The sequence below is a fragment of the Agrobacterium tumefaciens genome (genome assembly GCF_031801495.1).
Classification (GTDB): Bacteria; Pseudomonadota; Alphaproteobacteria; order Rhizobiales; family Rhizobiaceae; genus Agrobacterium; species Agrobacterium tumefaciens_K.
The window spans coordinates 2,138,822-2,162,695 of record NZ_JAOEGC010000002.1 but is presented as its reverse complement, the minus strand read 5'-3'; the positions used below and the strand labels follow the sequence as shown (position 1 = coordinate 2,162,695).

Genomic DNA, 23,874 nt, shown 5'->3' with positions numbered 1-23,874 from the left:
CCGTGTTTGCAGACTAGTGCAAAAGAACTTCGATTTCCTAAATACCGTATGCCTGCCGAGGATGTGAGGTCGTATCTCACGTGCTTGTGAGAATTGCCTTGCCAATTGATATGCGAGCGCGCAGAGTTGCTGCTTCGGTAGCTTTTTAAAAGGGCGTTGCCGTTTCAAGGTGCAATTCCTTGGCCCCAACGAAAGGAGGACATGATGTCTTCCGCAAGTGAACAAGGCCTGATTACCTCCGCCGATATGAAGATGTTGCAATCCGTGCTGTCGGATGCGGGTTTCGGCGTTGATATGCTCGAAGAAGACGAGCGAACCTTCAACGGTGCCGCACGTAAGATTATCCAGCTGTTTCAGGGTGGAATGACCGATCCCGCTGACCTCAAGGAAGAAATGCTCTTCCTGTTCGGGATACAGAAGCGGGAACGCGTGACAGTTCGAAAACCGCTCCCGCGATATGCTATTCAGGGTCTTCCTGTCCTCAGCAGATAGTAAGGAAAAACCTGTGCGCGCTTATGTTCTCGGCAGCATGCTGCTTTGGGGAGTGTTTTTTTCTGTCTGGTATCTTTTGACCGTTTATGCGGCCCGGACGGATTTGGATGGGATATCCCTTAAAGCCTCCGCCATCGAAACTCTGTCGGCCTCCCAATGCAGCGTGGAGGTCACGGCACTTTTTGCGATGAGCGACAAGCTTTTGAAGGCCGGTGGGCCGGAAGTTCCGGTCGATCTGCGTAGAAATATTGAATCCTGTATTTCTTCAGATGCGGTGAGCCGAGAAAAGATTACGGCAACTCAACTCATCCGATTTTTCCCAGGTGAAAAATAACAGGAATGTAAAAAAGCGAACATATAAGAAAATATTTTGACGAATTTAATTGCATTAAAACAGTGACTTCAAAACAATCGACCGTGAAATCCGGTAATTTCATTGCAAATCTCGAAACTTCATCGTATATACAGTCATCGACACATTGCTTGTGACGTCGGTCCAGAGCTTAGCTCCCGTCGGATTTCCTCTCAAAAACATCGATCCAATCCCGCGAGGTTTCGCGGGAACAACAACGATTGCTTCGAAAGGAAATCGTTATGAACACTGGTACCGTAAAGTGGTTCAATTCAACCAAAGGCTTCGGCTTCATTCAGCCTGATAACGGCTCGACGGACATCTTCGTCCACATCTCGGCTGTTGAACGTTCTGGCCTGAACGCGCTCGTTGATGGACAGAAGGTCCGTTACGACATCGTACAGGACCGCAAGTCCGGTAAAAGCTCGGCTGACAACCTTCAGGCGGCATAAATTTGTCATTTGCTCACGGCCGACCACGGATGTACTGGCGGCAAGAGTGGATGACGATCAGAGGTCGGGGTAAAGCCCGGCCTTTATTTTTCTGGGCCAGGAGGCTCTCATGCTGAACGTCCATTATACCACCGGCGATACGATCGTTCTTAAAGCACGCACGCGTGGCAGTGTGCAACCGAAGGGAACGGGCCAGATCCTCGCGGTGTTGCCGATCACATACGGCGTTGCACGCTATCGGGTCCGTCTTAATGGTGAAAATTTCGATCGCAACATCGACGAAGACGATATCGATACCGAAGCCTCCACGGCACGTGTGATTGAGGTGACGCGGGCATCCGTACATCAAAAAACAGGTAAGAGCTGGATCGATTTGTCCGCTCTCAGAACCAGCAAATAGCACAGCGTCAGGCGAGGAGAGATTTTGCAGGTAATCGTTCGGGAAAATAACATTGAGCAGGCGCTTCGCGTCCTGAAGAAGAAGTTGCAGCGCGAAGGTGTCTTTCGCGAGATGAAGGCCCGCAGCGCCTACGAAAAGCCATCCGAAAAGCGCATCCGCGAAGAGGCCGAGTCCGTTCGCCGCCACCGCAAGCTGTTGAAAAAGAAAATGCAGCGCGAGGGATTGCTTCCTGCTCCAAAGAAAGTTGCTCGACCACGTTGACCGTTGTCTTGAGCCGTGGGCAACGCTCATCATACCTTCCGCAGAGACTAACGGCAGTGTGTCTCACTACACGTTCATTCCGTCCAGGTTTCGGAGTGGATAACATTGAACTGAGAGGTTGAGATGTCTTTCAACTCCAGACCATCCGCCGAAGAACTCGAACGACTGGATACTGCGCTTGCCGATGCAGGAATGCGGAACTTCAGCAATGCGACAGAACAGTCGATCAGAATGCGTGCTGCGCGGCACCTTATCGCACAGTTTTTAAAAGACTGCGAGGAGCTGCCGTCGAGCTGATCGCATCGTCCGGGATCGCATTCAAAGTTGTATTGCTTCCAGGTGCGGTGCACGTCTTTCCCGGAATCGAAAACTGCCAAACGGCTTCATAAAAGATTGGGAACATCGATGAGCGAAACTAAAGAATTTTCGGTTAGTAGCAACGGTGATCGCTGGTTTCTGGAAGTCGATGATGGTCAAATGACTGTGGTGCACAAGGCCAATGCGCCATCCGGCGGGCATGAGACGCGTACGTCTCTTGCTGATTTTCTTGAAGAACATGCTGGAAAACCAGAGCACTCAGCGCTTCTTCAGGTCCTTGGACAGTCTCAAAATGAGATAGAGAACCAATTGGGAGCGGAAGTCCACGAAGACCCGTCCCTTGAGGAGCAGCCGGACGACGAGGGTTGACGGCACCTGCGTCATCTTTTTGCCGCGGAGGGAGGCACCTGCACACCCTTGCTGTTCATATACCGTCCCGAAAGGAGGTCGCCATGGCGATCACGAAAGAGGCATTTTTCAAGCCTGATAAACCGACGACTCAAAATAAAGCTTCAGTAACCCATAGCGCTGCCAAGCAGATCATCGCGGTCGAGACTGCTCAACGTGCGGAAAAGACGCAACGTCTTCGACTGCTGCGCGAAGCTCAGGAGGCGGCATTGCCCCCTCTCTCAACCCCCCTTCGAAAAAAGCGTCCAGTCGACGGTTCCCGACCACTCCTTGAGAACAATATCCTGTCGCTGAGTTTCGCCAATCCGTTCAGCATTTCGGGATGCGCAGATCCTGAAAGCATCCGCTTGCTTGCCGGATCAATCTTTGACCGCCCGCCCAGTGGAGTGGTCGGCTTCGCGGATTAGCCAGGATCACAAAATTGCCGACGTGAGTTTCAAAGCCGCCTGTTCGTGATGCTGCCACTGGCCTCGTTGAAGAGCATCACCGCATGGGGTTGCGAACCCTCTCGAACCTCTGTTCGATTTGTCCTTTTGTTCGTAGCACACAGGCCGTTAAATCGCCTGATTTACTTTTAAAAAACAATATTTTATCTGAAATAAGCGGTCCGGATTGGATTCGAACCTCTAACACCGTGCCTCGCAGGTGACCGTTGCCGAGATTTGCGAGATTCGGGATGACATGCCGGTGCATGTGCGCGCGGTAAGGGTCGCAATCGAGAAGATTTTCGAGGAACGGATTTTGAAAGGTGCAACTGGCCCGTTTTCCATGCGGTGGGCGCTGCGATAATCGTGAAAATGCTTATCCTGCAATCGTCGCGAATATCGCACGCAAAACCTGCTTAACACTTGAAATGCTTGCGACAGACCGGTTTGCAAAAGAGGCTTATCCTAGGCTTCCGGCAAATCGTTCGGCTAGCCGATCTCGTTTGAACGCATCTGCAACAAGGTCTACAAATGCCCGCGTTTTGGCCGGCAAGTGTGTACGCGAGGCATAATAAAGCGAAATCGCCCCAGCATCGGAATACCAATGCGACAGGAGGCGAACGAGTTTGCCGCTCTCAAGCTCCGGTAAAACGTCGGGCATCGCAAGCATTGCCACGCCGAGGCCGAGCTTTGCCGCTTCGCGCATTGCGGCCGGGTCGTTGACGACGATCATTTCGGGTAACGTCGCGATCATTTCGGCACCTGCGGCATTCCGCATTGCCCAATGTCGGATGCGGCCAGTCCGGAGCGAACGCATGACGATCCCCTCGAATTGTGAGAGCTGGGCGGGATCGGCTGGTGGTGTGCGCTTAGCCATATAGGCAGGGGACGCTACGGCAATGATGTGGGCGGGCGCCAACGTTCGGGCAACGATGCCTGGTGCAAGATCAAAGCCCCCGCCGATTGCCACGTCATAGCCTTCTGCAACTAGATCAACCGGGCGGTTCTCAAAATGCCATTCCGGGCGGATGAGCGGGTATCGTTGTAGCAACTCCGGTAGCAGCGGTAGAATATGCGTGACGCCGAAAGTAGGGCTAAGGCTGACTTTCAGCACGCCGGCCGGCTCGGACACGCCGGATGAAACATCAATGATCGCCGTTTGCAGGGCGTCGAGATTCCCTCGGATCGACTGGAAGAAACGTTCGCCCGCCTCGGTCAATACAAGTTTGCGGGTCGATCGCTGGAACAATCTCACGCCGAGATTTCTTTCCAGCATCGCCACGTTGCGACTAACGGCAGCCGGCGTCAGGGCCATGCGCCGCGCAGCCTCCGAAAAACTAGAAGTCTCGGCGCTTTTGACGAAGCTTTCCAGATTGGCCAGTGTCTCCATATGTCTTTCAACGATTGCTTGAAACAAGAACAAGACATTACCAGCTAATCAAAACGAAATAAACCGGCCATCTTTGCTCCATCGAAACCACAAACGGAGTGAAGACAATGACCAGTATTACCCATCGCCTGACCGGCAAGACTGCCCTCGTAACCGGCGGGTCGCGCTCCATCGGCGCGGCAATTGCCAAGCGTCTCGCCGCCGATGGCGCAGCTGTCGCCATCACCTATAGCGCCTCGCCGGACAAGGCGGCCGCCGTGGTGACCGAAATCGAAGCAGCCGGTGGCCGCGCCATTGCGATCCAGGCCGATGCCGGCGATCCGGCCGCCGTCCGCGCCGCAGTCGCCAAGACGGAAGAAACCTTCGGTTCGATCGACATCCTCGTCAACAATGCCGGTATCGCGCTTGGCGGGCCGATCGACGAGATCAAGTTCGAGGACTACGAGCGGATGATCGCCGTCAACGTCACCGGCGTCTTCGTTGCCACGCAGGAAGCCGCTCGTCGCATGAAGTCCGGTGGACGCATCGTCCACATCGGCTCGTCCATGACCCGCTATGCCGCCTTCCCGACAGCCTCGCTCTATACGCTGACCAAGGGCGCGGTTGCAGGCTTCAATCGCAGCCTGGTGCGTGACCTCGGGCCGAAGGGCATTACCGTCAACACCGTGCATCCCGGCCCGACCGATACCGACATGAACCCCGATGGCGGTCCGGTCTCCAAGATCGTCGGTCCCGGCATGGCAATCGGCCGCTATGGCAAGGACTACGAGATCGCCAGCGTCGTCGCCTATCTCGCAAGCGCCGAAGCCGCCTTCGTGACCGGCGCTGACATCCTCGCTGACGGTGGCTTCACCGCCTGATCTGCCTCCGGCGCTACGATGTCGGAGCGCCACTTCCCCCTACTTCAAAGGAGAACCAGCATGTCCATCGGTATCATTGGAGTCGGCAATATCGGCTCGGCCTTCGCCCGCGCGCTTGCTCGCAACAGCATGTCCGCAACCATCGCCAACAGCCGCGGCCCGGCCTCGCTTGCCGCCCTCGAAACGGAACTGAAGCCTTTCATCAGGGCGGGCACACTTGAAGAAGCGGCCAGCGCCGACATCGTGCTGGTCGCCGTCAACTGGTCGAAGCTGCCGAAGGCGCTCGCCAGTCTGCCGGACTTCGGCGGCCGCATCGTCATCGACGCCAACAATCCTATCGAAGCGCCGCTGTTCAAACCGGCCGAACTAAACGGTCGTCTTTCCACCGAGATCTTCGCCGATCTCGTTCCCGGCGCCCGCGTCGTCAAAGCCTTCAATCATCTGCAACCGCACCTGTTATCCGGCGATCCCAAAGCCGAGGGTGGCTCACGCGTCCTGTTCTATTCCGGTGACGACGCACGCGCGAAGGCGGAAGTCGGTGCGCTGATCTCCAGACTCGGCTTCACCGGCATCGATCTCGGCCCGGTCTCGGTCGGCGGCAAACTGGTGCAGTTCCCCGGTGGCCCACTACCAGCCATCAACCTCGTCAAGTTCGGTTAAAACATCGCAGGCGAGCCGGAGAGCAACCCTTCTTCTCCGGTCTGCCCTGCTTTTCACCAAAGGAAACCTCCTATGGACATGCCAGTCTCCCGCACTATTTCAGCAGGCCACGCGGACAGCAAACCGCTCGCCTCGTGGGCCGCAGTCGCCAGCATCGGCATCGGCGCTTTCGCTCTTGTTACCACCGAATTCCTGCCCGTCGGGCTTCTGCCGCTGATCGCGGCTGACCTTGGCATCAGCGAGGGAACGGCCGGACTGATGGTAACCGTACCCGGCTTTCTCGCAGCACTTGCCGCGCCGATGACCCTCGGATTTGTCGCACGTTTCGATCGCAAGCGCGTGCTTGTCGCGCTGCTGATGCTGCTCGTCGTCTCCAACGTCATCGTGGCAACCGCTCACGGCTTTGCGGCGTTGATGTTCGGCCGGGTGCTGCTCGGTATCGCTGTCGGCGGCTTCTGGACGATCGGCGGCTCGCTCGGACCGCGTCTGCGCTCCGGCGCGGAAGGACCGCGTGCAACGGCTTTGATCTTCTCCGGTGTTTCGCTGGGGACTGTCGCGGGGGTTCCCGCAGGCGCCCTGATCGGTGACCTGTTCGGCTGGCGCACCGCATTCCTGCTTGTGTCGGGCGTCGCACTGCTTGTCGTGGCGGCGCTCCAGTTTCTGCTGCCGTCCATCCGGGCGCAGAAGGGGTCGGGATTGAAACAGGTTCCAGACGTGTTGCGATTGCAACGAGTCCAGATCGGCCTGACGGCAGCCGTGCTCATCTTCGTCGGGCAGTTCGCGGCCTATACCTACATTACTCCCTTCCTCATCGGCGCAACCGGGATTGATACGGGCACACTCAGCATGGTGCTGCTCGGTTATGGCGCGGCGGGGTTCGCCGGAAACCTGTTCGGGGGCTGGGCTGCTGGCCGGAACTTCGTTTTTGCCCTTGCCGGCACTGCTTTTCTGATCGCCTTGTCTGTTGCGGGATTGTTGTTGGCCGGTGGCAACACGCTTGCCGCAGTCGCCTGGGTTGTCGCCTGGGGGTTCGGTTTCGGCATGCTGCCGATCGCCATGCAAACCTTCCTGTTCACCTCCGCGCCCGACCGGCTGGAAAGCATCGCCGCGCTCTTCGTGTCAATCGCGCAACTGGCGATCGGGCTTGGCGCACTGGTAGGCGGCCTCGCGGTCGACAATTTCGGTGTGCCGAGTGCTCTCTGGCTCGGTGCTGCAAGTGCATTGCTGACCGCATGGCTCATCGCCTCAACCAGCAAACCGTATTGACACTCGAGGCAAGGCGATCGGCGCCAGGCGTGCGGACTGTTGTCAACGTCCGTTGTAAAACCCTCGCCGGTTAGGAAAAGGGCGCGCTTCTGTGTACCGGGGCCGCCCTTTTTGAATTTCAACGTCGAGGCCGTATTTGGCATAGGTGTCGTCGACGACGGTATGATAAACGCCGCCATGATCGGCCTCGGCGAGCCAATCGGTGCCGAAGCGGACTTTATGGAGGGTATCGGCGGACGAGGCGATGGAGACTGCGGAGGCGAGCTAAAGAGCCTTGAGGTGAGACATGCCGTGATCCTTTGCGAAACCGTTGAACTTGTTTCCCGGATATAGCCGTCTGCCAAAAAGGCGAGCGAAGAGTTCATTGCGGATATGTCAGCTTTGGCCAAAGCGGATACCACGTTAAATACACGAGTTAATTCGCTACATTCTTTGCCTCATCGTCACTACGCATATATCTTTTTCAAGCCCTCCTCGAAATCGGTCGGCTTGCGCCCAATTAGGCGTTCCAGGTCGCCGGTGACCTCGGAAAACTCTCCCGCACCGATGGCTTCGGCCCACTGGCCAAGGAAATCAGCGACGAAGTCGGGCACTCCTTCGGATACGCGCTCCGCAACAAAGTCGGCTCTGCTGACCTCGCTATAGGTAATATTCTTGCCGTAGATCCCACTGAGCACCGCGGCCATTTCGGACAATGAACCGGCACGGGAAGCACCCAAGGTATAAATTTTTCCCTCATGGCCACCAGATGTAAGAACTGCGGCGTTTGCCTCTGCGAAGTCGGCTTTCAGACCCAGGGCCGCCCGTGCAGTACCTGCTGGCGCCAATATACCTTTACTTTCCACCTGAGAGCCGAAAATGAGTGGCAACGAGTCCAGGTAAAGGCTATTGCGTAAAATGGTCCAATCCAGCCCGGCTTCCTCAAGCGCCTCTTCCGTGACGCGGTCTGTCTCCGTCACCATGTCGATAGCAAATCCCGAGCCCTCTTGGCGCTGAATGCCGGTGTAAACGATGTGTTTCACCCCAGCTGTACGGGCTGCATCAATTATGTTGCGATGCTGAGTTTTCGTGTCCTGAAACATCGCGGTTGAAATCATAAGGAGTTTGTCTACTCCGTGCATCGCTGCACTCAACGAGGCCTTGTCGCCGTAGTCGCCCTGACGGATTTCGACACCCATGTCGGAAAGGTCTATTGCTTTTGCCGGATCTCTGGCGAGCCCCACAATTTGGGCTCCAGTATCGCGCTTCAAAAGCGCCGATATACTCATCCGGCCCAGTTCTCCGGTGGAGCCTGTAACGAGAATTGTTGTCATGACAATATCCTTGTTAGCTTTGATTATCGTACCGGATGGCGGAGAGGTCGAATGCGATCAGCCATTCCGGCGCTCAAAAGGGAGATGTTTGCGGTATCTGCGAGCATTTGATGAGGAAATCCAAGGTCGATGGAGCTAGCCGCATCGAGTTGCAAAATCTGATCGGGCTCGAGCGTGAGAGTGTCGGCACCAACGTTGTCATCGATTTGTGCAGCTGTGCGTGGCCCAATAATTGGCAGCACGCCTTTTGTCTTTACCCAAGCAATGGCAATCTGCCCTGGTGAGACGCCGATTTGATCGGCCAATGAGAGCAGGGCGTCGACAGTTGCGGTCTTGCGTGCATCGCTTTCGTCGTGTGTCAGGACTCCAAGTCCTTGTGCTCGCCCGCTTTCACCGCGGCGGTACTTGCCGGTCAAAAGGCCACCTCCCAATGGCGACCAACCGACGACACCCAAATCGAAAGCGTCGCTCATGGGCAGCAGCTCGCGCTCCGCGCTGCGTTCTACCAGACTGTATTCCAACTGCACGGCTGATATTCCTGCCCAACCACGCATTTCGGCGAGCGTTGCCGCAGCAGAAATTCGCCAAGCAGGAAAGTCCGATAGTCCTGCATAAATGATTTTTCCTGAGCGCACGAGATCATCCAGCCCGCGTGCGATTTCCTCAATCGGTGTAACCCCGTCGGGCATGTGAACCCACAGGAGGTCGATCGCATCGGTGCCCAGTCGTTTCAGGCTTGCTTCAACAGAGCGGACCATTGTTCTACGACTGTTACCAGTCATTTGGAGACCGGCATCAGGCGCATCGGGCAGCGAATATTTGGTTGCCAGAACAATGTTGTCCCGATCTGAGGTAATGAATTCCCCAACCAGAGTTTCGGATTCCCCGAACTGGTAGTTGTTCGCTGTATCTATGAAATTTCCGCCGGCAGCTCGATACGCTTCGTATATTCGCCTGGCTTCGTCTCGGTCAGCCCCATGGCCCCATCGAGTACCAAAATTCCCTGTACCAAGTGCAAGCGTTGAAACACGAAGTCCCGTGCGTCCGAAAATTTTGTACTGCATCTCACCGCCTCCTAGGCCCGCTGTCTTGTTGAAGAACTGTGGTAGGATGTTAAGAGGCTGAGGAGGCGAACGGGATCTCCATATCTGACATTTTTCGAACCGTAACTGACAAAGTGACGTATCCGTATGGCGAAGTCCCCACTATCACGAACCGAACCGGAGGTCGGCTTGCTCGTTTATCCGGGCTGCCAAATGTCTACTGTCCACGGAATGATTGATCTCTTGACGGTTGCTTCCAGCTTTTCGTCTGATCAAGGCGGACCTCACTTGTACATAAGCACCTGGCATCGTCATGGAGACGCTTTTGTGAGGGTAGACGACGCTGGAAATCGTGACCTGCCCACGTTCATGATCGTACCCGGGCGCCTTTCTCCACCTGCTCGACCTGATGAAGCCGCGCCCTTTGTGGCTTGGCTTCGCGATCTCCATGAAAAAGGCACAACGCTGGTTTCCAGTTGCAATGGCGCATTTCTGCTGGCCTATGCAGGATTGCTCAACGGGCGCCCGGCGACCACGCATTGGCAGTTCGCGAATATTTTTCGGGATGCGTTCCCGGACGTTCAGCTCGATGTCGATCGCATCGTTATTGAGGATGGGGACATTCTCACTGCCGGGGGCCTAATGGCCTGGACGGATCTCGGTCTGCGCCTGGTAGAGAGGACTCTCGGTCCCGGCGTCATGATAGAGACTTCGAAGTTCATGCTACTCGATCCCTTGGGACGTGAGCAAAGGCATTATGGAAAGTTCCTGCCCAGATTGAGTCATGGCGACAGCCAAATTCTCAAGGCTCAAGTTTGGTTGGAGAAGAGAAATGGGCGCGCAGCGACTATCGTGCAGATGGCAGAAATAGCCGGGTTAGAGGAGCGCACTTTTCTTCGCCGCTTTAAGGTGGCGACAGGTTTGAAGCCGACCGAATATACACAACATCTTCGCATCAATAGAGCGCGCGATTTGCTTGAGACAACGGGAGAAACGATTGACCAGGTAGCCTGGTCGGTGGGGTATGAAAATACCGCTGCTTTCCGGCGCGTATTTCATCGACTGATCGGTTTGTCAGCTGGCGAATATCGAAATCGCTTTGCATCTCACGGACGTTCCGCAATCGCATGACGAAGCCGTAGTTTTTTAGCGCCCAGCGCGGTCATGTCTGCCTGCGGGTGCCGATTTTTAGCAGAACACTCGCACGATATCCTCCGAATTCACGTTGGCGATCTGCAACGACTGGATAGCAAGCTGCATTGAAAATTTTGAGATTGATAAATTTCTTGGAGGGAAATGGCGCACCCGACAGGATTCGAACCTGTGACCTTTGGAATCGGAATCCAACACTCTATCCAGCTGAGCTACGGGTGCAGCCTTGGCGCATGAATCGCGCAACGGTTGGTTCATAGCCCAGCTTCTCGCCCACATCAACGCCAAAATACGAGAGTTTTGCGAAACGGTGTGCGCCGTAAAGGTGAAGGTGATACGTCCGACGATATGTTGTGTGGCGGCTCCTGTGTCGTTTTCATCATAGGCGCATCGCCTGCCGGTGATCGGGCATGTCTCCGATCCAATCCATGCGCCCTTATAGGTAGTGGAAATTTTCCTATCTGGCCGGTGTGTTCATCCGTTTCACGTGTCGGGGAGCGTGGGATGCCTAAAGTACCATGAGTTGCTAAAAATTCCTCTTCCTGCCTGATCCAGATTCACTTCCCGATGATCGCCATTCTGGCTGCTGGCGGGCGATCTTGGGTTTTTTCGGCGTGTTCGACTTGCGGATTTTCGCAGTAACTGCCAAATTATTATATAATATTAGTATCACCTACATTTATTTTGAATACAGTTTTCGGCCTTTGTCGTTTATGCTGCCGCCCGGGTAAACGGTACGAATCACGCGGGGATCAGATGGCGCTACGATTGGCACGGGATAACCAACAAAGATCTGAAAAGATGGATTTTGACGATGCAGCTGGGGACATCGACTACGGTCTTTTGTCCAATGCGATCAGCTACCACCTGCGGCATTCGCAACTTGCCGTGGCAAACAGCTTTTCCGACGTGCTGGCGGAACAGGGGCTGAGGCCGGCGGATTTTTCCGTTCTCGTCATTATCGGCAGCAATCCGGGACTGAAGCAGAGCGATGTTGCGGAAGCGCTCGGCATACAGCGGGCCAACTTCGTCGCGATCGTCGACAGCATGGAGGAAAAAGACCTTCTCGTTCGCCGCAGATCCGATGAGGACAGGCGGGTGCATTTTCTCGACATGACGGAGAAGGGAAATGCGCTTCTCGACAGCCTGTCGGAGAAATGGCGCGATCGTGAAGAGAAGCTGATCGACAAGATCGGTGGCGAGAAGGCGCGCGATAAACTCCTTGCTCTGCTGGGCCGCCTGCGGGATCTGTGATGGTCCGCTTTTTTGAGCAGGCGGTTCTCATCATCCTTTCGTGATATTTTAGAGATTTGTGACGATTTTGGCTTGGCGATTGACGAGTAACGCGACATAGAGCGGTTTCCATGCGCCGGTTTCCGGCGCATACAGCCTCCACGGAGACGTCATGCTTAATATCGACACGAGCCATCCGCTTTATCGTCCCCTGTGGGTTCGATTGCTGATCGTCGGTTTCTGTGCCGCATGGGCGGTTGTCGAATTCGTCAATCGCGAATTTTTCTGGGGTACGGTCGTCGGCGGTATCGCGATTTATGCCGCTTATGCACTGCTTCTGGTTTTCAAGCCGGGAGCGGCGGCCGATGAGGCTGCGGCAACCGATGGTGCCGACAGGGATGCCAGCGATAAGGATGGGCACGCCTGATATGCCAATGCCGGCGACTGAGCGTCAGCGCCGCAGCATCCGTAGCGCCTGATCGATCAGAAGATTGGCCGCGGTCATGCGCAGGGTCGCATTGTCGCGAAACTCCGGCTTTAAACCGTCAGGGTGATTGAGCCTTGCGAAGCGGCGGCGTTTTTCGGTCAGCGTCGCGCGGGTGTCGGTTTCACTGATATCCAGCTCCGCGGCCACATCTTCGAGCGATGTTTTCTCAAGATAGACAGGCATGGGTTCGGGCTCAGGCTCCGGCGCGGGTGGTTGTGGATCCGGCAGGAACGCGAGATAGGCGTCCATGCCGCTGTTGCCGGGCTGCCTTGGCGTCGTTTCCGTGTTGATGACGAAACCCGAGGTCATTCCGCCGACGCGATGGGCAGGCGGCTGATTTGCCTCCTCCTGCGCATCTTCGTCTGCTTCCCGCTTCAGCCTTTCGACGACCGACTGGAAAACGGATTGACCGAACAGCATTACCTCACTCCTTGTTCGTCGCCATTCAAGCAACGAAAGATGGTGCCGGGCTTGCCATCGGAAATTGCGCTTCCGAGGTCAGCTTGCGGCTTTCTTCCAGAACGAGATCGTAGAGCAGACGAGCGCTTGGTGGTAAAACACGACCCTTGGTTGTTATGAGGCTGTAAGGTTTGACGTTCAGGTCAAATTCGGTGGGCAAAATGCGTGTCCGGCCGATTTCCGCCTGCTGCGCTGCAACAAATTCAGCCATGTCCAAAGCTATCGGTGCGACTGCGTTGGTGTTGCAGACGAGGGCGAGCGTCAGGACCATCGAAGGTGTGTTGATGATGTTGCGCGGCATGGCGACGCCATGGGCCAGGAACACGTCCTCCATCGTTCTGCGCAAAAGCGCGCCCGGCGGCTGGAAGACCCAGTCGTAAACCGAAAGATCCTTGAGGGCGACGGGCTTGCCGGTGAGCAGCGGATGGCCTTCGCGCACGACCAGACAGGCGCGTTCGATGCAGATCTCGTGGGTGCTAAACAGGCCGGGATCCAGGTCGTCCGGTATGCGGCCGATGACGAAATCATGTCTGGCGGCCAGCAATTCCCGCGCCAGAATGTTGCTGCTTTCCACCTGCACGTTGATCTCGATGCCCGGATATGTGTCCATTGCACGGCGGATGGCAGGTACCACAAGACTGATTGCCGGTGCCGTCACCGCCCCGATATAGACGGAGCCGCCACTGCCCGATTTCATCTGATTGAGTTCGCGGCTTGCCTCTCGCAGTTCCAGCAGGATCGTGCGGGCCCGCTTGGCGAGCGCCTCGCCGAATTTCGTCAGGACGACGCCGCGCGAGGCGCGTTGACAGAGCGGGTTTTTGGCGATGGCCTCCATCTCCGACAGCATCCGCGAGGCGGCCGGCTGCGTCATGTTCATGGCTGCTGCAGCTGCACTGACCTGACCGTGCTCCTCTATCATGACGAGCATGCGCAGATGGTTCATCTTCAACCCGGCACGCAACAGAGGGTTGTCTTCGAAGACAAAAAGACCGTCTGTATTTTGCGCGTGCTCATACCCTTTATAGTTGTTCATCTGCTTATAACTTCTCGCTCACGGTTATTATATCGATTTAATATATCAGAATTGATATAGGCAAGCCGATTTATTCTATTTGACAGTTATATGGATTCAGAACAGTTTGCGGGAATGCCGGGGAGGAGCGGCAGGTGGACCCATTTCGCATCTGCGAAGAGGAAAAGCCACCAGGCGGCTTGCTCCCTTCATGGCATGAATTTTGTGGTGCGCCGCAGCATGCGGCCGCCATTGTAAGGGTTCAAGGGAGAGAGTTAATGAAATCCATTATTTCGCTGCTGGCGGCTTGTGCCATCGGTGCGGCATCTTTCGCTGCACCGGCTTTCGCGCAGGACAAGGGCTCCGTCGGCATTGCAATGCCAACCAAGTCTTCCGCGCGCTGGATCGATGACGGCAACAACATCGTCAAGCAGTTGCAGGAAGCCGGTTACACGACCGACCTGCAATACGCTGACGACGATATTCCGAATCAGCTTTCACAGATCGAGAACATGGTGACCAAGGGCGTTAAGGTCCTTGTTATCGCTTCGATCGACGGCACCACGCTTTCGGACGTTCTCAAGCAGGCCGGTTCGCAGGGCATCAAGGTCATCGCTTATGACCGTCTGATCCGTAACAGCGGCGACGTCAGCTATTACGCAACCTTCGACAACTTCCAGGTTGGCGTTCTGCAGGCAACCTCGATCGTCGACAAGCTCGGCCTCAAGGACGGCAAGGGTCCGTTCAACATCGAACTGTTCGGCGGCTCTCCGGACGACAACAACGCATTCTTCTTCTATGACGGCGCCATGTCCGTCCTGCAGCCTTACATCGACAGCGGCAAGCTGGTCGTGAAGTCCGGCCAGACCGGCATGGATAAGGTTGGCACGCTGCGTTGGGATCCGGCAACGGCTCAGGCACGCATGGACAACCTCCTGTCTGCTTATTACACCGACGCCAAGGTCGATGCCGTTCTTTCGCCTTACGACGGTCTTTCCATCGGTATCATCTCCTCGCTCAAGGGCGTAGGTTATGGCTCGAAGGATCAGCCGCTTCCGGTCGTTTCCGGTCAGGACGCAGAAGTTCCGTCCGTCAAGTCGATCATCGCTGGCGAACAGTACTCCACGATCTTCAAGGATACCCGCGAACTGGCGAAGGTAACCGTCAACATGGTCAACGCGCTGATGGAAGGCAAGGAGCCTGAAGTCAACGACACGAAGACCTATGAAAACGGCGTCAAGGTTGTTCCGTCCTTCCTGCTCAAGCCGGTTGCCGTGACCAAGGACAACTACAAGCAGGTGCTCGTTGACGGTGGTTACTACACCGAAGACCAGCTGAAATAATCCAACATTCGCGGGGAAGGCTTGCAGCTTTCCCCGCTCTCCATAAGAATAAAAACCCCGGAATTAATCGGGACGCTGGATTGCGATATGGCCAATACCATTCTCGAAATGCGGAACATCACCAAGACCTTTCCGGGCGTGAAAGCGCTGGAAAACGTCAACCTCAAAGTGAAGGAAGGTGAGATCCACGCACTCGTCGGTGAAAACGGCGCTGGAAAGTCGACCTTGATGAAGGTTCTTTCCGGTGTTTATCCCGCTGGCACCTACGAAGGCGAAATTCACTACGACGGCGCAGTCCGGAATTTTCGCGCGATCAACGATAGCGAAGATATCGGCATCATCATCATTCACCAGGAACTGGCGCTCGTGCCGCTTCTGTCGATTGCTGAGAACATCTTTCTCGGCAACGAAGTCGCGTCGAGCGGCGTCATCAACTGGCAGACGACATTCAACCGCACCCGCGAGCTTCTGAAGAAGGTCGGGCTGAAGGAATCGCCCGAAACACTCATCACCGATATCGGTGTGGGCAAGCAGCAGCTCGTCGAAATCGCCAAGGCTCTGTCGAAGAGCGTGAAGCTTCTCATCCTCGATGAGCCGACGGCTTCGCTCAACGAGACCGATTCCGAAGCGCTGCTGAATCTGCTGATGGAATTCCGCAAGCAGGGCATGACCTCGATCATCATCACACACAAGCTGAACGAAGTGCGCAAGGTGGCCGACCAGATCACCGTGCTGCGCGACGGCATGACCGTTAAGACGCTCGATTGTCATCAGGAAGAAATCAGCGAAGACGTCATCATCCGCAACATGGTGGGCCGCGATCTGGAAGACCGCTATCCGCCGCGCGACGTGCCGATCGGCGAAACCATCTTCGAAGTGAAGAACTGGAACGCCTATCACCAGCATCACCGCGACCGCCAGATGCTGCACGACATCAACATCACCGTCCGCAAGGGCGAGGTTGTCGGCATCGCCGGTCTGATGGGTGCGGGACGCACGGAATTCGCGATGAGCGTTTTCGGCAAGTCCTATGGCCACAAGATCACCGGCGAGGTGCTGATGGACGGCAAGTCCGTCGATGTCAGCACGGTTCGCAAGGCGATCGATGCCGGGCTGGCCTATGTCACGGAAGACCGCAAGCATCTCGGCCTGGTGCTGAACGACAACATCCTGCACAACACGACACTCGCCAATCTGGCCGGTGTTTCCAGTGCCGGGATCATCGACGACATCCGGGAGATGAAGGTGGCGAGCGATTTCCGCACGCGCCTGCGCATCCGGTCTTCGGGTATCTTCCAGGAAACGGTCAATCTTTCGGGTGGCAACCAGCAGAAGGTCGTGCTGTCGAAGTGGCTGTTCTCCAATCCCGAGGTTCTGATCCTCGACGAACCGACGCGCGGTATCGACGTCGGCGCCAAATATGAAATCTACACCATCATCAACCAGCTCGCTGCCGACGGCAAAGGCGTTCTGATGATCTCATCGGAAATGCCCGAACTGCTTGGCAATTGCGACCGTATCTACGTCATGAACGAAGGCCGCATCGTTGCCGAACTGCCGAAGGGAGAGGCGAGCCAGGAAAGCATCATGCGCGCTATCATGCGCTCAGGGGAGAAGAACTCATGAGTTCGGCCAACACCGCAAAAGAAGAAAGCAACATCATCTCCGTGTCGTCCTACATTCGCGCCAACATCCGCGAATACGGCATGCTGATCGCGCTCGTCGCCATCATGGTTTTCTTCCAGGTCTATACCGGCGGCATTCTGTTCCGCCCGGTCAACCTCACGAACCTCGTTCTGCAGAACTCGTTCATCGTCATCATGGCGCTGGGCATGCTGCTCGTCATCGTCGCTGGACACATCGACCTCTCCGTGGGGTCCATCGTTGCCTTCGTCGGCGCCATCGCGGCCATATTGACCGTACAATGGGGCATGAACCCGTTGCTGGCGGCGCTGATTTGTCTCGTCATCGGCGGTATTATCGGTGCTGCGCAGGGATACTGGGTTGCCTATCACCGCATTCCGTCGTTCATCGTGACGCTGGCGGGCATGCTGGTGTTCCGCGGCCTGACGCTTTTCGTGCTCGGCGGCAAGAACATCGGTCCGTTCCCGGCTGATTTCCAGGTCATCAGCACCGGCTTCCTGCCGGATATCGGCGGTATCGAAGGTCTTAACACCACCTCGATGATCCTGACCGTTCTGGCGCCGATCGTGCTGTTCTATCTGGCCTGGCGTCGTCGCGCCGTTAACGTGCAGCACGGTATCGATGTCGAGCCGTTCGGCTTCTTCATCGCCCAGAACCTCGTGATTTCCGCAGCGATCCTGTTCCTGGGCTATCAGCTGTCGACCTATCGTGGCCTGCCGAACGTTCTGATCGTGATGATCGTGCTGATCGTGCTCTACAGCTTCGTGACGCGCCGCACGACCATCGGTCGCCGCATCTATGCGCTGGGCGGCAATGAAAAGGCCACGAAGCTCTCCGGCATCAACACCGAGCGGCTGAACTTCCTGACCTTTGTCAACATGGGCGTGCTTGCCGGTCTTGCCGGCATGATCATCGCGACCCGCCTCAACTCGGCAACGCCGAAGGCCGGTGTCGGCTTCGAGCTTGACGTTATCGCGGCCTGCTTCATCGGTGGCGCTTCCGCGTCCGGCGGTGTTGGCAAGATCACGGGTGCGGTTATCGGCGCCTTCATCATGGGCGTGATGAACAACGGCATGTCGATTGTCGGCCTTGGCATCGACTTCCAGCAGATGGTCAAGGGCCTCGTTCTGCTCGCTGCCGTGTTCTTCGACGTCTACAACAAGAACAAGGGCTGATTGCCCGCTCATTATCGCAAACGATAAAGTGGCCGGTTTCCGGCCACTTTCATAATATGCAGGCGCCGGGCGCCATAGGCATGAGAGATAGGCGCGAAGCGCCATAGGAAGGAATGACCGTGCTAATTTCACAGATCAAGGACGCCAGCGGCAAGATCGTTGTGGCCGTTCGCGAAGAAGGCGGCGAAGCGCGTGCCGTCAACAATGCAGAATCCGTTTATGCACTCGCCATGGAAGCCGCCAACGGTGGCAAGAGCCTCGCGGATGTGATTTCCGCGCATGGCCTAGGCGAGACAGTCGATCTTGAGAAGGTTTATGCCGAAGGCCGTTTCCTTCCCCCGATCACGCATCCGGATCCGGCGCATCTGCATCTGACCGGCACTGGCCTGACGCATCTGGGTTCCGCCGCGACGCGTGACAGCATGCACAAGAAGACCACGGAAGCCGCTGAAGAGACGCTGACGGACTCCATGAAGATGTTCCGCATGGGTCTGGAAAACGGCAAGCCGAAGGCTGGCGAAAAGGGCGTCCAGCCGGAATGGTTCTACAAGGGCAACGGCCACGTTGCTGCTGCTCCCGGTGCTGCGCTGACCTCTCCGTCCTTCGCGCTGGATGGCGGCGAAGAGCCGGAAATGGCCGGCATCTACGTCATTTCCGACAAGGGTGAGGCTGTCCGCATCGGCTTTGCCGTTTCGAACGAGTTTTCCGACCACGTCACCGAGCGGATCAACTATCTTTACCTCGCGCATTCCAAGCTGCGTCCGGCAAGCTTCGGCCCGGAAATCCGCGTCGGCGCGCCGCCGTCCGATATTCGCGGCACGTCGCGTATCCGTCGCGGTGACAAGGTGATCTTCGAAAAGCCGTTCGTTTCGGGTGAGGACAACATGTCCCACACCTTCGCAAACCTCGAATACCACCATTTCAAATATGGTCTGTTCCGCGAGCCGGGCGACGTGCATGTGCACATGTTCGGCACGGCAACGCTTTCCTTCGCCGATGGCATTACGACGGAAGCGGGCGACGTCTTCGAGATCGAAGCAGCCGGTTTTGGTCTGCCGCTGAAGAATCCGCTGGCTGTCGACGCGGAGGAAGAAATCACGGTTCGCCAGATCTGATCGTGCGACTTCAATAAAATGAGCCCCGTCTGTAACAGGACGGGGCTTTTTGTATCAGGGGTGCTGATCGAAGCCCCAGAGCCTGCCTTCGCCGACTTCCACCGAATTTCCGGCCGGGTCGCGGATGTAGACGGACCAGCTGTCATTTGGCCAGCGGTGATAGTGTTCCACGGGAATGTCGAGTAACACGAAACGCTCGCGCCATGCATCTACCTCCGCCCTGTTCTCCGCGTAAAAGCAGAAATGCCCCTGACCCGCCGCCCCATGGCGGGGAATTGGGTTCTCGCCATTGGGTTGGCGTGACTTTTCCGGATCGAAGATCAGCAGCATCTGCTGTCCGCAGCGGAAAAACACGAACTGTCCCGGCAGTTTTGTGACGATCTCCAGTCCGAAGACCTCACGATAAAACGCCTCTGCCGCATCGAGGTCGTCCACATAGATTGCCGTTTCCATGATGCCGCCGGGTGGCTTCATTGTCGCTCTCCCTGTTCTCATGCAACAGTTTCACCGGGTTGTGTCACGGCGTCCATGATTTTGTCGGCCGAGGCCTTGAAGTTCTGGTTGCTGTAGGTGCGAGCGTCCTCCAACGTGCGCGAGAGGATCTGTTCCGGCCATGTGCCGGTGATACCGGGAGGAGCGGAAGTGCATGCACACAAGCCAGGTGGCGTGTTGCCCTGAGAGTGGGCTGACTATGCCTTGATGGCCGTGATGTGGAGCCATTCGGTCGGTTCATTGTCGTAACCGCTGCCTTGTCGTGTATTGATGACCAGACCGGTCCACGAATATGACGCGTAAACATCCGTCAGCCATTCGCTGGACGGGTAATTGAAATAGCGGCCCAGCCGGTCGCGCCCTTCCGCATTGCCGGCCTTGAAACTTGCATGGAAAACGCCGGCCGGTTTCAGGGCACGGTGAACGCGGCCGACAATGCCGGAAAGCGATGGGCGGGGGACGTGCAGCAGGCAGGCGTTCGCCCAGATGCCGTCATATCGTTCGTGTTCGTCGCGGTCATCAAACAGCAATTGCCTGACGGGAACACCCAGCCGGGCCTGCGCTGCCTCGGTTATTTCCGGCGTGCCGTCGGTCGGATGCACGTCGAAGCCTCTGGCCAGCATGAAGGCACTGTCTTTTCCGCTGCCGCAACCCAGTTCGAGGATTGTCGCACCTGGCGCCAGCCTTTGCAGAAACGGCTCTAGATCGCGATGGTTCGCGTCCAGCATGGTCGACGTGTAGGCATCGGCGTTCTGGCGGTAAAAACCGATTGTCGCATCGTCCTTGCCGGTCATCGCTCTGCCACCGTCAGCTTTGCGACTGGCTCTGCGACTGCTGAACCGTTACGGAGACGCTAAGGGTTTCTCCCGCCTGACCGATGCGCATGCCGGAGACGGGCGCGCAGTCGCGGTAGCACAGGCCCGACGCGATGCGCACGTAGCGGTCATCGGGGCACATGTTGTTGGCTGCGTCGAAGCCGACCCAGCCAAGCCCCTCCAGGTGCACCTCCGCCCACGCATGTGTCGCGGCCTGTTCCGCCACCTCTTCCATCATCAGATAACCGGAGACGTAACGCGCTGGCAGGCCCATCAGCCGTGCAGCGGAAATGAGGATGTGCGAGTGGTCCTGGCAAACACCTTTGCCCACCTCGAGCGCCTGTTCGGCGGTGGTTTCGATGTCCGTCGCGCCCGGCACATAGTCCACCTTCTGGTGGATCTTTTCCATCAGATCGTGAAGGCGTGCCAGATCGCTCTCGCCGGTGCTGATCTTGACCAGTTCGCGGATCTGCTTGCCCGGTTTGGTGCGCGGTGTTTCTCGCATGAATAGCCATAAAGGCGCATTGCCGATGTGGTAGCCGTAGACGCCAGCCTTGTCCTCGGTTTCGACGATGCCGCTGGCAACAACCTTCACATGCTGCTGCGGACCTTCCGTTTCCACCAGCGCGACCCGGTTGCCGAAATGGTCGTCATAGGTCACTTCGACGGTTGCGCCATCGACTGCGACAGACCAGTCCTCAACCGTCTGGCAAGGTCCGGTCTGTGGCGTCAGGCGCAGCCTTTGCAACGCATAAGGCATCGGCTCGTCATAGACATATTCGGTCGTATGAGTGATTTTCAGGCGCATATCTGTCCCCGTCCACGCGCTTACTGATAGAAGCGGTAGCCTTCCGTGATTTCCTGTCCCAGTTGCCCGTTGCGGATGACGAATCTCTCCAGAAATTCGTGCAGGCCCTCATCCATGACGCGATTGATCGTGGTCTTGTGCAAGCTGTCGCGGATGCTCTCGGCCGTTTCATGCGCCTGATGCCGCTCGCCGTAATCCTCGGCGATGTAATTGAGGTTGCTGGTGATCTTGTCGTAGCAATAGGCGAGCGAGCGCGGCATGCGGGCGTTGAGGATCAGGAAGTCGGCAATGTTGGCGGGCTTGTATTCCGCGTCGTACACCCAGCCGTAGGAGCGGTGGGCGGAGGCGGAGCGCAGGATCGATTCCCACTGCACGTTGTCGAGCGACGAGCCGACATGCGACATGCCCGGCAGCAGCACGTAATACTTCACGTCGAGAATGCGGGCGGTGTTGTCGGCACGTTCGATGAAGGTGCCGATGCGCGAGAAATTGTAGAGATCGTTGCGCAGCATCGAACCGTGGAACGCGCCGCGTACCAGACCGGCACGATGCTTGATGACATCGATGATCTGCGGCAGTTCGGCAGCCTTCACCCGGCGTCCGAGGAGGGTCTTCAGCTCGATCCAGAATTCGTTGGTCGCTTCCCATGTCTCGCGCGTCAGCGCCGTGCGCACCATGCGGGCATTGTTGCGGCCAGACTCGATGCACGACATGACGCTGGACGGGTTCGAACGTTCCCGCAGCAGGTAATCGATCGCGTCCGCTGACGTCACCTTGTCGTTGGTTTCGAGAAATGCCTCTCGCACGCCTGCACTCTGCAATACGCCGTCCCAGTCTTCATCACCGGTGCCGCTGCGTGTCAGCGAAACACGCAGGCCCGCGTCGATCAGCCTGGCGATGTTTTCCGCACGCTCGATGTACCGGAACATCCAGTAGAGCCCGTTTGCCGTTCTACCCAGCATGGCTTAGTCCTCCAGTACCCACGTATCCTTGGTGCCGCCGCCCTGGCTGGAATTGACCACGAGCGAACCCTTCTTGAGGGCGACGCGGGTCAGTCCACCGGGAATGATCTTCACCTTGTCCGACACGAGGACGTAGGGGCGAAGATCGACATGGCGCGGCGCGATGCCGTTTTTCACCATGATCGGCACGGTCGAAAGAGATAGCGTGGGCTGTGCGATGTAATTTGCAGGGCGTGCCTTCAGCTTGTCGGCGAAAAGCGCGCGCTCCCGTTTGGATGCCGTCGGGCCGACCAGCATGCCGTAACCGCCGGAGCCATGCACTTCCTTGACCACGAGATCGGCCAGATTGTCGAGAACGTATTTCAGGCTGTCCGGCTCGGAACAGCGCCATGTCGGCACGTTTTCCAGAAGCGGCTTGCGACCGGTATAAAACTCGACGATTTCCGGCATGTAGGAATAGATCGCCTTGTCGTCGGAAATGCCGGTGCCGGGCGCATTGGCAATGGTGATGTTGCCGGCACGGTAGACATCCATGATGCCCGGTACGCCGAGCGCGGAATCCGGACGGAATGTCAGCGGATCGAGGAAGTCGTCATCGACGCGGCGATACAGCACGTCGATCGCTTCATAGCCGCGGGTGGTGCGCATCTTGACCTTGCCGTCCATGACGCGCAGGTCGGAGCCTTCCACCAGTTCCACGCCCATCATGTCCGCGAGGAAGGAATGTTCGTAATAGGCGGAATTGTAGATGCCAGGGGTGAGAACCGCGACACGCGGCTTGCCTTCGCAGCCGGGAGGCGCCAGCGAGGCGAGCGACTGCCTCAGCAGGAACGGATAATCCTCGACGCGCTGCACACGGTTCTCGTGGAAGAGTTCCGGGAACATCTGCATCATCGTTTCACGGTTTTCCAGCATATAGCTGACGCCGGACGGCGTGCGGGCATTGTCTTCGAGAACGTAGAACTGGTCTTCCCCGGTGCGCACGATATCCGTGCCGACGATGTGGGTGTAGACGCCGCCCGGCGGCGTGAAGCCGATCATTTCCGGCAGGAAAGCCTCGTTTCTCTCGATGAGTTCACGCGGAATGCGCCCGGCGCGAATGATTTCCTGCTTGTGATAGATGTCGTCGAGGAAGGCATTAAGGGCCAGCACACGCTGTTCTATGCCCTGTGCGAGCTTGCGCCATTCGCGCCCGGAGATAATGCGCGGAATGATGTCGAACGGTATAAGTTTTTCCGAACTGTCAGCGTGACCGTAAACGGCGAAAGTAATGCCGGTTTTCCGAAAGATGTTTTCCGCGTCCTTGGACTTCTGGATCAGATGCGCGCTGTCCTGACGGCTATACCATTCGTTGTAGTTTTCGTATGGGCTTCGCGGAGTGTTGTCCGCATTCATCATTTCGTCAAATGCCAACTTCGATGTCCCCTTTTTTGCCATATGAATACAACGTCTGAAGCAATGCAAGAACTATGCGGGCCTCCGGTTGAAGATTTTCGCCGGTGTTTTGACCGCGCTATCCTTATAAAAAAGAAGCAGT

29 protein-coding genes and 1 tRNA gene are annotated in these 23,874 nt (G+C 56.9%); 19 read left to right on the top strand and 11 right to left on the bottom strand.

Features of this window, described 5'->3' with window-relative positions; genetic code table 11:
- Positions 1 to 204 precede the first annotated feature (204 nt).
- The 8 genes from N7578_RS19930 to N7578_RS19895 all read left to right on the top strand — a co-directional run bounded on the left by N7578_RS19930 (position 205) and on the right by N7578_RS19895 (position 3,090).
- On the top strand, positions 205 to 492 hold the full coding sequence (locus N7578_RS19930) for a hypothetical protein (protein ID WP_311111959.1): 288 nt from the start codon (positions 205 to 207) through the stop codon (positions 490 to 492).
- 13 nt (positions 493 to 505) lie between these two features.
- The gene (locus tag N7578_RS19925) at positions 506 to 826 is read left to right on the top strand and encodes a hypothetical protein (RefSeq protein ID WP_311111958.1); all 321 of its coding nucleotides are present in this window, start codon (positions 506 to 508) and stop codon (positions 824 to 826) included.
- 260 nt (positions 827 to 1,086) lie between these two features.
- Positions 1,087 to 1,296, top strand: a complete 210-nt coding sequence (locus N7578_RS19920) for a cold-shock protein (protein ID WP_311111957.1) — start codon at positions 1,087 to 1,089, stop codon at positions 1,294 to 1,296.
- 109 nt (positions 1,297 to 1,405) lie between these two features.
- Positions 1,406 to 1,696 (top strand): cold-shock protein, encoded by a 291-nt coding sequence (locus N7578_RS19915; RefSeq protein WP_311111956.1) that lies wholly within the window; start codon positions 1,406 to 1,408, stop codon positions 1,694 to 1,696.
- Between the two features lie 24 nt (positions 1,697 to 1,720).
- A complete protein-coding gene (gene rpsU / locus N7578_RS19910; RefSeq protein WP_311111955.1) occupies positions 1,721 to 1,957 on the top strand; it encodes a 30S ribosomal protein S21 in 237 nt (78 codons plus the stop codon).
- Between the two features lie 123 nt (positions 1,958 to 2,080).
- Complete coding sequence (locus N7578_RS19905; RefSeq protein ID WP_311111954.1) at positions 2,081 to 2,254, top strand: hypothetical protein; 174 nt, start codon at positions 2,081 to 2,083, stop codon at positions 2,252 to 2,254.
- A gap of 108 nt (positions 2,255 to 2,362) precedes the next feature.
- Positions 2,363 to 2,644, top strand: a complete 282-nt coding sequence (locus N7578_RS19900; protein ID WP_311111953.1) for a hypothetical protein — start codon at positions 2,363 to 2,365, stop codon at positions 2,642 to 2,644.
- Positions 2,645 to 2,727: 83 nt separating this feature from the next.
- Positions 2,728 to 3,090: a hypothetical protein gene (locus N7578_RS19895; protein ID WP_311111952.1), complete on the top strand. Its 363-nt coding sequence runs from the start codon at positions 2,728 to 2,730 to the stop codon at positions 3,088 to 3,090.
- Positions 3,091 to 3,568: 478 nt separating this feature from the next.
- Here the strand turns inward: N7578_RS19895 and N7578_RS19890 are convergent, their stop codons facing one another.
- Complete coding sequence (locus tag N7578_RS19890) at positions 3,569 to 4,498, bottom strand: LysR family transcriptional regulator (protein ID WP_311111951.1); 930 nt, start codon at positions 4,496 to 4,498, stop codon at positions 3,569 to 3,571.
- 107 nt (positions 4,499 to 4,605) lie between these two features.
- On the opposite strand from N7578_RS19890, the gene N7578_RS19885 reads away from it, so the two are divergent.
- The 4 genes from N7578_RS19885 to N7578_RS19870 all read left to right on the top strand — a co-directional run bounded on the left by N7578_RS19885 (position 4,606) and on the right by N7578_RS19870 (position 7,617).
- Positions 4,606 to 5,358: a 3-oxoacyl-ACP reductase family protein gene (locus N7578_RS19885; protein WP_311111950.1), complete on the top strand. Its 753-nt coding sequence runs from the start codon at positions 4,606 to 4,608 to the stop codon at positions 5,356 to 5,358.
- A 60-nt stretch (positions 5,359 to 5,418) separates the two neighbouring features.
- Positions 5,419 to 6,018, top strand: coding sequence for an NAD(P)-binding domain-containing protein (locus tag N7578_RS19880; protein ID WP_311111949.1), 600 nt, complete (start codon positions 5,419 to 5,421; stop codon positions 6,016 to 6,018).
- A 72-nt stretch (positions 6,019 to 6,090) separates the two neighbouring features.
- Positions 6,091 to 7,284, top strand: coding sequence for an MFS transporter (locus N7578_RS19875; RefSeq protein WP_311111948.1), 1,194 nt, complete (start codon positions 6,091 to 6,093; stop codon positions 7,282 to 7,284).
- Between the two features lie 39 nt (positions 7,285 to 7,323).
- Positions 7,324 to 7,617, top strand: a complete 294-nt coding sequence (locus N7578_RS19870) for a hypothetical protein (RefSeq protein ID WP_311111947.1) — start codon at positions 7,324 to 7,326, stop codon at positions 7,615 to 7,617.
- A 113-nt stretch (positions 7,618 to 7,730) separates the two neighbouring features.
- Here N7578_RS19870 and N7578_RS19865 read toward each other — a convergent pair whose 3' ends face one another.
- Positions 7,731 to 8,597 (bottom strand): SDR family oxidoreductase, encoded by an 867-nt coding sequence (locus N7578_RS19865; RefSeq protein ID WP_311111946.1) that lies wholly within the window; start codon positions 8,595 to 8,597, stop codon positions 7,731 to 7,733.
- Positions 8,598 to 8,620: 23 nt separating this feature from the next.
- Complete coding sequence (locus N7578_RS19860; protein ID WP_311111945.1) at positions 8,621 to 9,661, bottom strand: aldo/keto reductase; 1,041 nt, start codon at positions 9,659 to 9,661, stop codon at positions 8,621 to 8,623.
- 126 nt (positions 9,662 to 9,787) lie between these two features.
- Between N7578_RS19860 and N7578_RS19855 the strand changes: the two genes are divergently transcribed.
- On the top strand, positions 9,788 to 10,771 hold the full coding sequence (locus N7578_RS19855) for a GlxA family transcriptional regulator (RefSeq protein ID WP_311111944.1): 984 nt from the start codon (positions 9,788 to 9,790) through the stop codon (positions 10,769 to 10,771).
- A 166-nt stretch (positions 10,772 to 10,937) separates the two neighbouring features.
- On the opposite strand, the gene N7578_RS19850 is transcribed toward N7578_RS19855, so the two are convergent.
- Positions 10,938 to 11,014: transfer RNA gene (locus N7578_RS19850), tRNA-Arg, on the bottom strand.
- Positions 11,015 to 11,548: 534 nt separating this feature from the next.
- Here N7578_RS19850 and N7578_RS19845 point away from each other — a divergent pair.
- Together N7578_RS19845 and N7578_RS19840 are read left to right on the top strand one after the other, a co-directional pair.
- Positions 11,549 to 12,046, top strand: coding sequence for a MarR family winged helix-turn-helix transcriptional regulator (locus tag N7578_RS19845; RefSeq protein ID WP_311111943.1), 498 nt, complete (start codon positions 11,549 to 11,551; stop codon positions 12,044 to 12,046).
- A gap of 151 nt (positions 12,047 to 12,197) precedes the next feature.
- A complete protein-coding gene (locus N7578_RS19840) occupies positions 12,198 to 12,452 on the top strand; it encodes a hypothetical protein (protein WP_311111942.1) in 255 nt (84 codons plus the stop codon).
- A gap of 24 nt (positions 12,453 to 12,476) precedes the next feature.
- Here N7578_RS19840 and N7578_RS19835 read toward each other — a convergent pair whose 3' ends face one another.
- Both N7578_RS19835 and N7578_RS19830 read right to left on the bottom strand, forming a co-directional pair.
- Positions 12,477 to 12,932 (bottom strand): hypothetical protein, encoded by a 456-nt coding sequence (locus tag N7578_RS19835; RefSeq protein ID WP_311111941.1) that lies wholly within the window; start codon positions 12,930 to 12,932, stop codon positions 12,477 to 12,479.
- Positions 12,933 to 12,957: 25 nt separating this feature from the next.
- Positions 12,958 to 14,004, bottom strand: a complete 1,047-nt coding sequence (locus N7578_RS19830) for a LysR family transcriptional regulator (protein ID WP_311111940.1) — start codon at positions 14,002 to 14,004, stop codon at positions 12,958 to 12,960.
- A 257-nt stretch (positions 14,005 to 14,261) separates the two neighbouring features.
- On the opposite strand from N7578_RS19830, the gene chvE reads away from it, so the two are divergent.
- From chvE to araD1, 4 genes are all read left to right on the top strand, one after another.
- Positions 14,262 to 15,326 (top strand): sugar ABC transporter substrate-binding protein ChvE, encoded by a 1,065-nt coding sequence (gene chvE / locus N7578_RS19825; protein ID WP_311111939.1) that lies wholly within the window; start codon positions 14,262 to 14,264, stop codon positions 15,324 to 15,326.
- 87 nt (positions 15,327 to 15,413) lie between these two features.
- Positions 15,414 to 16,952: a sugar ABC transporter ATP-binding protein GguA gene (gene gguA, locus N7578_RS19820; protein ID WP_311111938.1), complete on the top strand. Its 1,539-nt coding sequence runs from the start codon at positions 15,414 to 15,416 to the stop codon at positions 16,950 to 16,952.
- On the top strand, positions 16,949 to 18,145 hold the full coding sequence (gene mmsB / locus N7578_RS19815; RefSeq protein ID WP_311111937.1) for a multiple monosaccharide ABC transporter permease: 1,197 nt from the start codon (positions 16,949 to 16,951) through the stop codon (positions 18,143 to 18,145). Before gguA ends, mmsB begins: the two co-directional genes overlap by 4 nt.
- A gap of 119 nt (positions 18,146 to 18,264) precedes the next feature.
- A complete protein-coding gene (gene araD1, locus N7578_RS19810) occupies positions 18,265 to 19,260 on the top strand; it encodes an AraD1 family protein (RefSeq protein ID WP_311112567.1) in 996 nt (331 codons plus the stop codon).
- 54 nt (positions 19,261 to 19,314) lie between these two features.
- Here araD1 and N7578_RS19805 read toward each other — a convergent pair whose 3' ends face one another.
- The 5 genes from N7578_RS19805 to N7578_RS19785 all read right to left on the bottom strand — a co-directional run bounded on the left by N7578_RS19805 (position 19,315) and on the right by N7578_RS19785 (position 23,750).
- Positions 19,315 to 19,734: a VOC family protein gene (locus N7578_RS19805; RefSeq protein WP_311111936.1), complete on the bottom strand. Its 420-nt coding sequence runs from the start codon at positions 19,732 to 19,734 to the stop codon at positions 19,315 to 19,317.
- 215 nt (positions 19,735 to 19,949) lie between these two features.
- Positions 19,950 to 20,546 (bottom strand): class I SAM-dependent methyltransferase, encoded by a 597-nt coding sequence (locus tag N7578_RS19800; RefSeq protein WP_311111935.1) that lies wholly within the window; start codon positions 20,544 to 20,546, stop codon positions 19,950 to 19,952.
- Positions 20,547 to 20,559: 13 nt separating this feature from the next.
- The gene (locus tag N7578_RS19795) at positions 20,560 to 21,375 is read right to left on the bottom strand and encodes a transglutaminase family protein (RefSeq protein ID WP_311111934.1); all 816 of its coding nucleotides are present in this window, start codon (positions 21,373 to 21,375) and stop codon (positions 20,560 to 20,562) included.
- Positions 21,376 to 21,395: 20 nt separating this feature from the next.
- Positions 21,396 to 22,337 (bottom strand): alpha-E domain-containing protein, encoded by a 942-nt coding sequence (locus N7578_RS19790; RefSeq protein ID WP_311111933.1) that lies wholly within the window; start codon positions 22,335 to 22,337, stop codon positions 21,396 to 21,398.
- Between the two features lie 3 nt (positions 22,338 to 22,340).
- Positions 22,341 to 23,750 (bottom strand): circularly permuted type 2 ATP-grasp protein, encoded by a 1,410-nt coding sequence (locus tag N7578_RS19785; RefSeq protein ID WP_311111932.1) that lies wholly within the window; start codon positions 23,748 to 23,750, stop codon positions 22,341 to 22,343.
- Positions 23,751 to 23,874 lie beyond the last annotated feature (124 nt).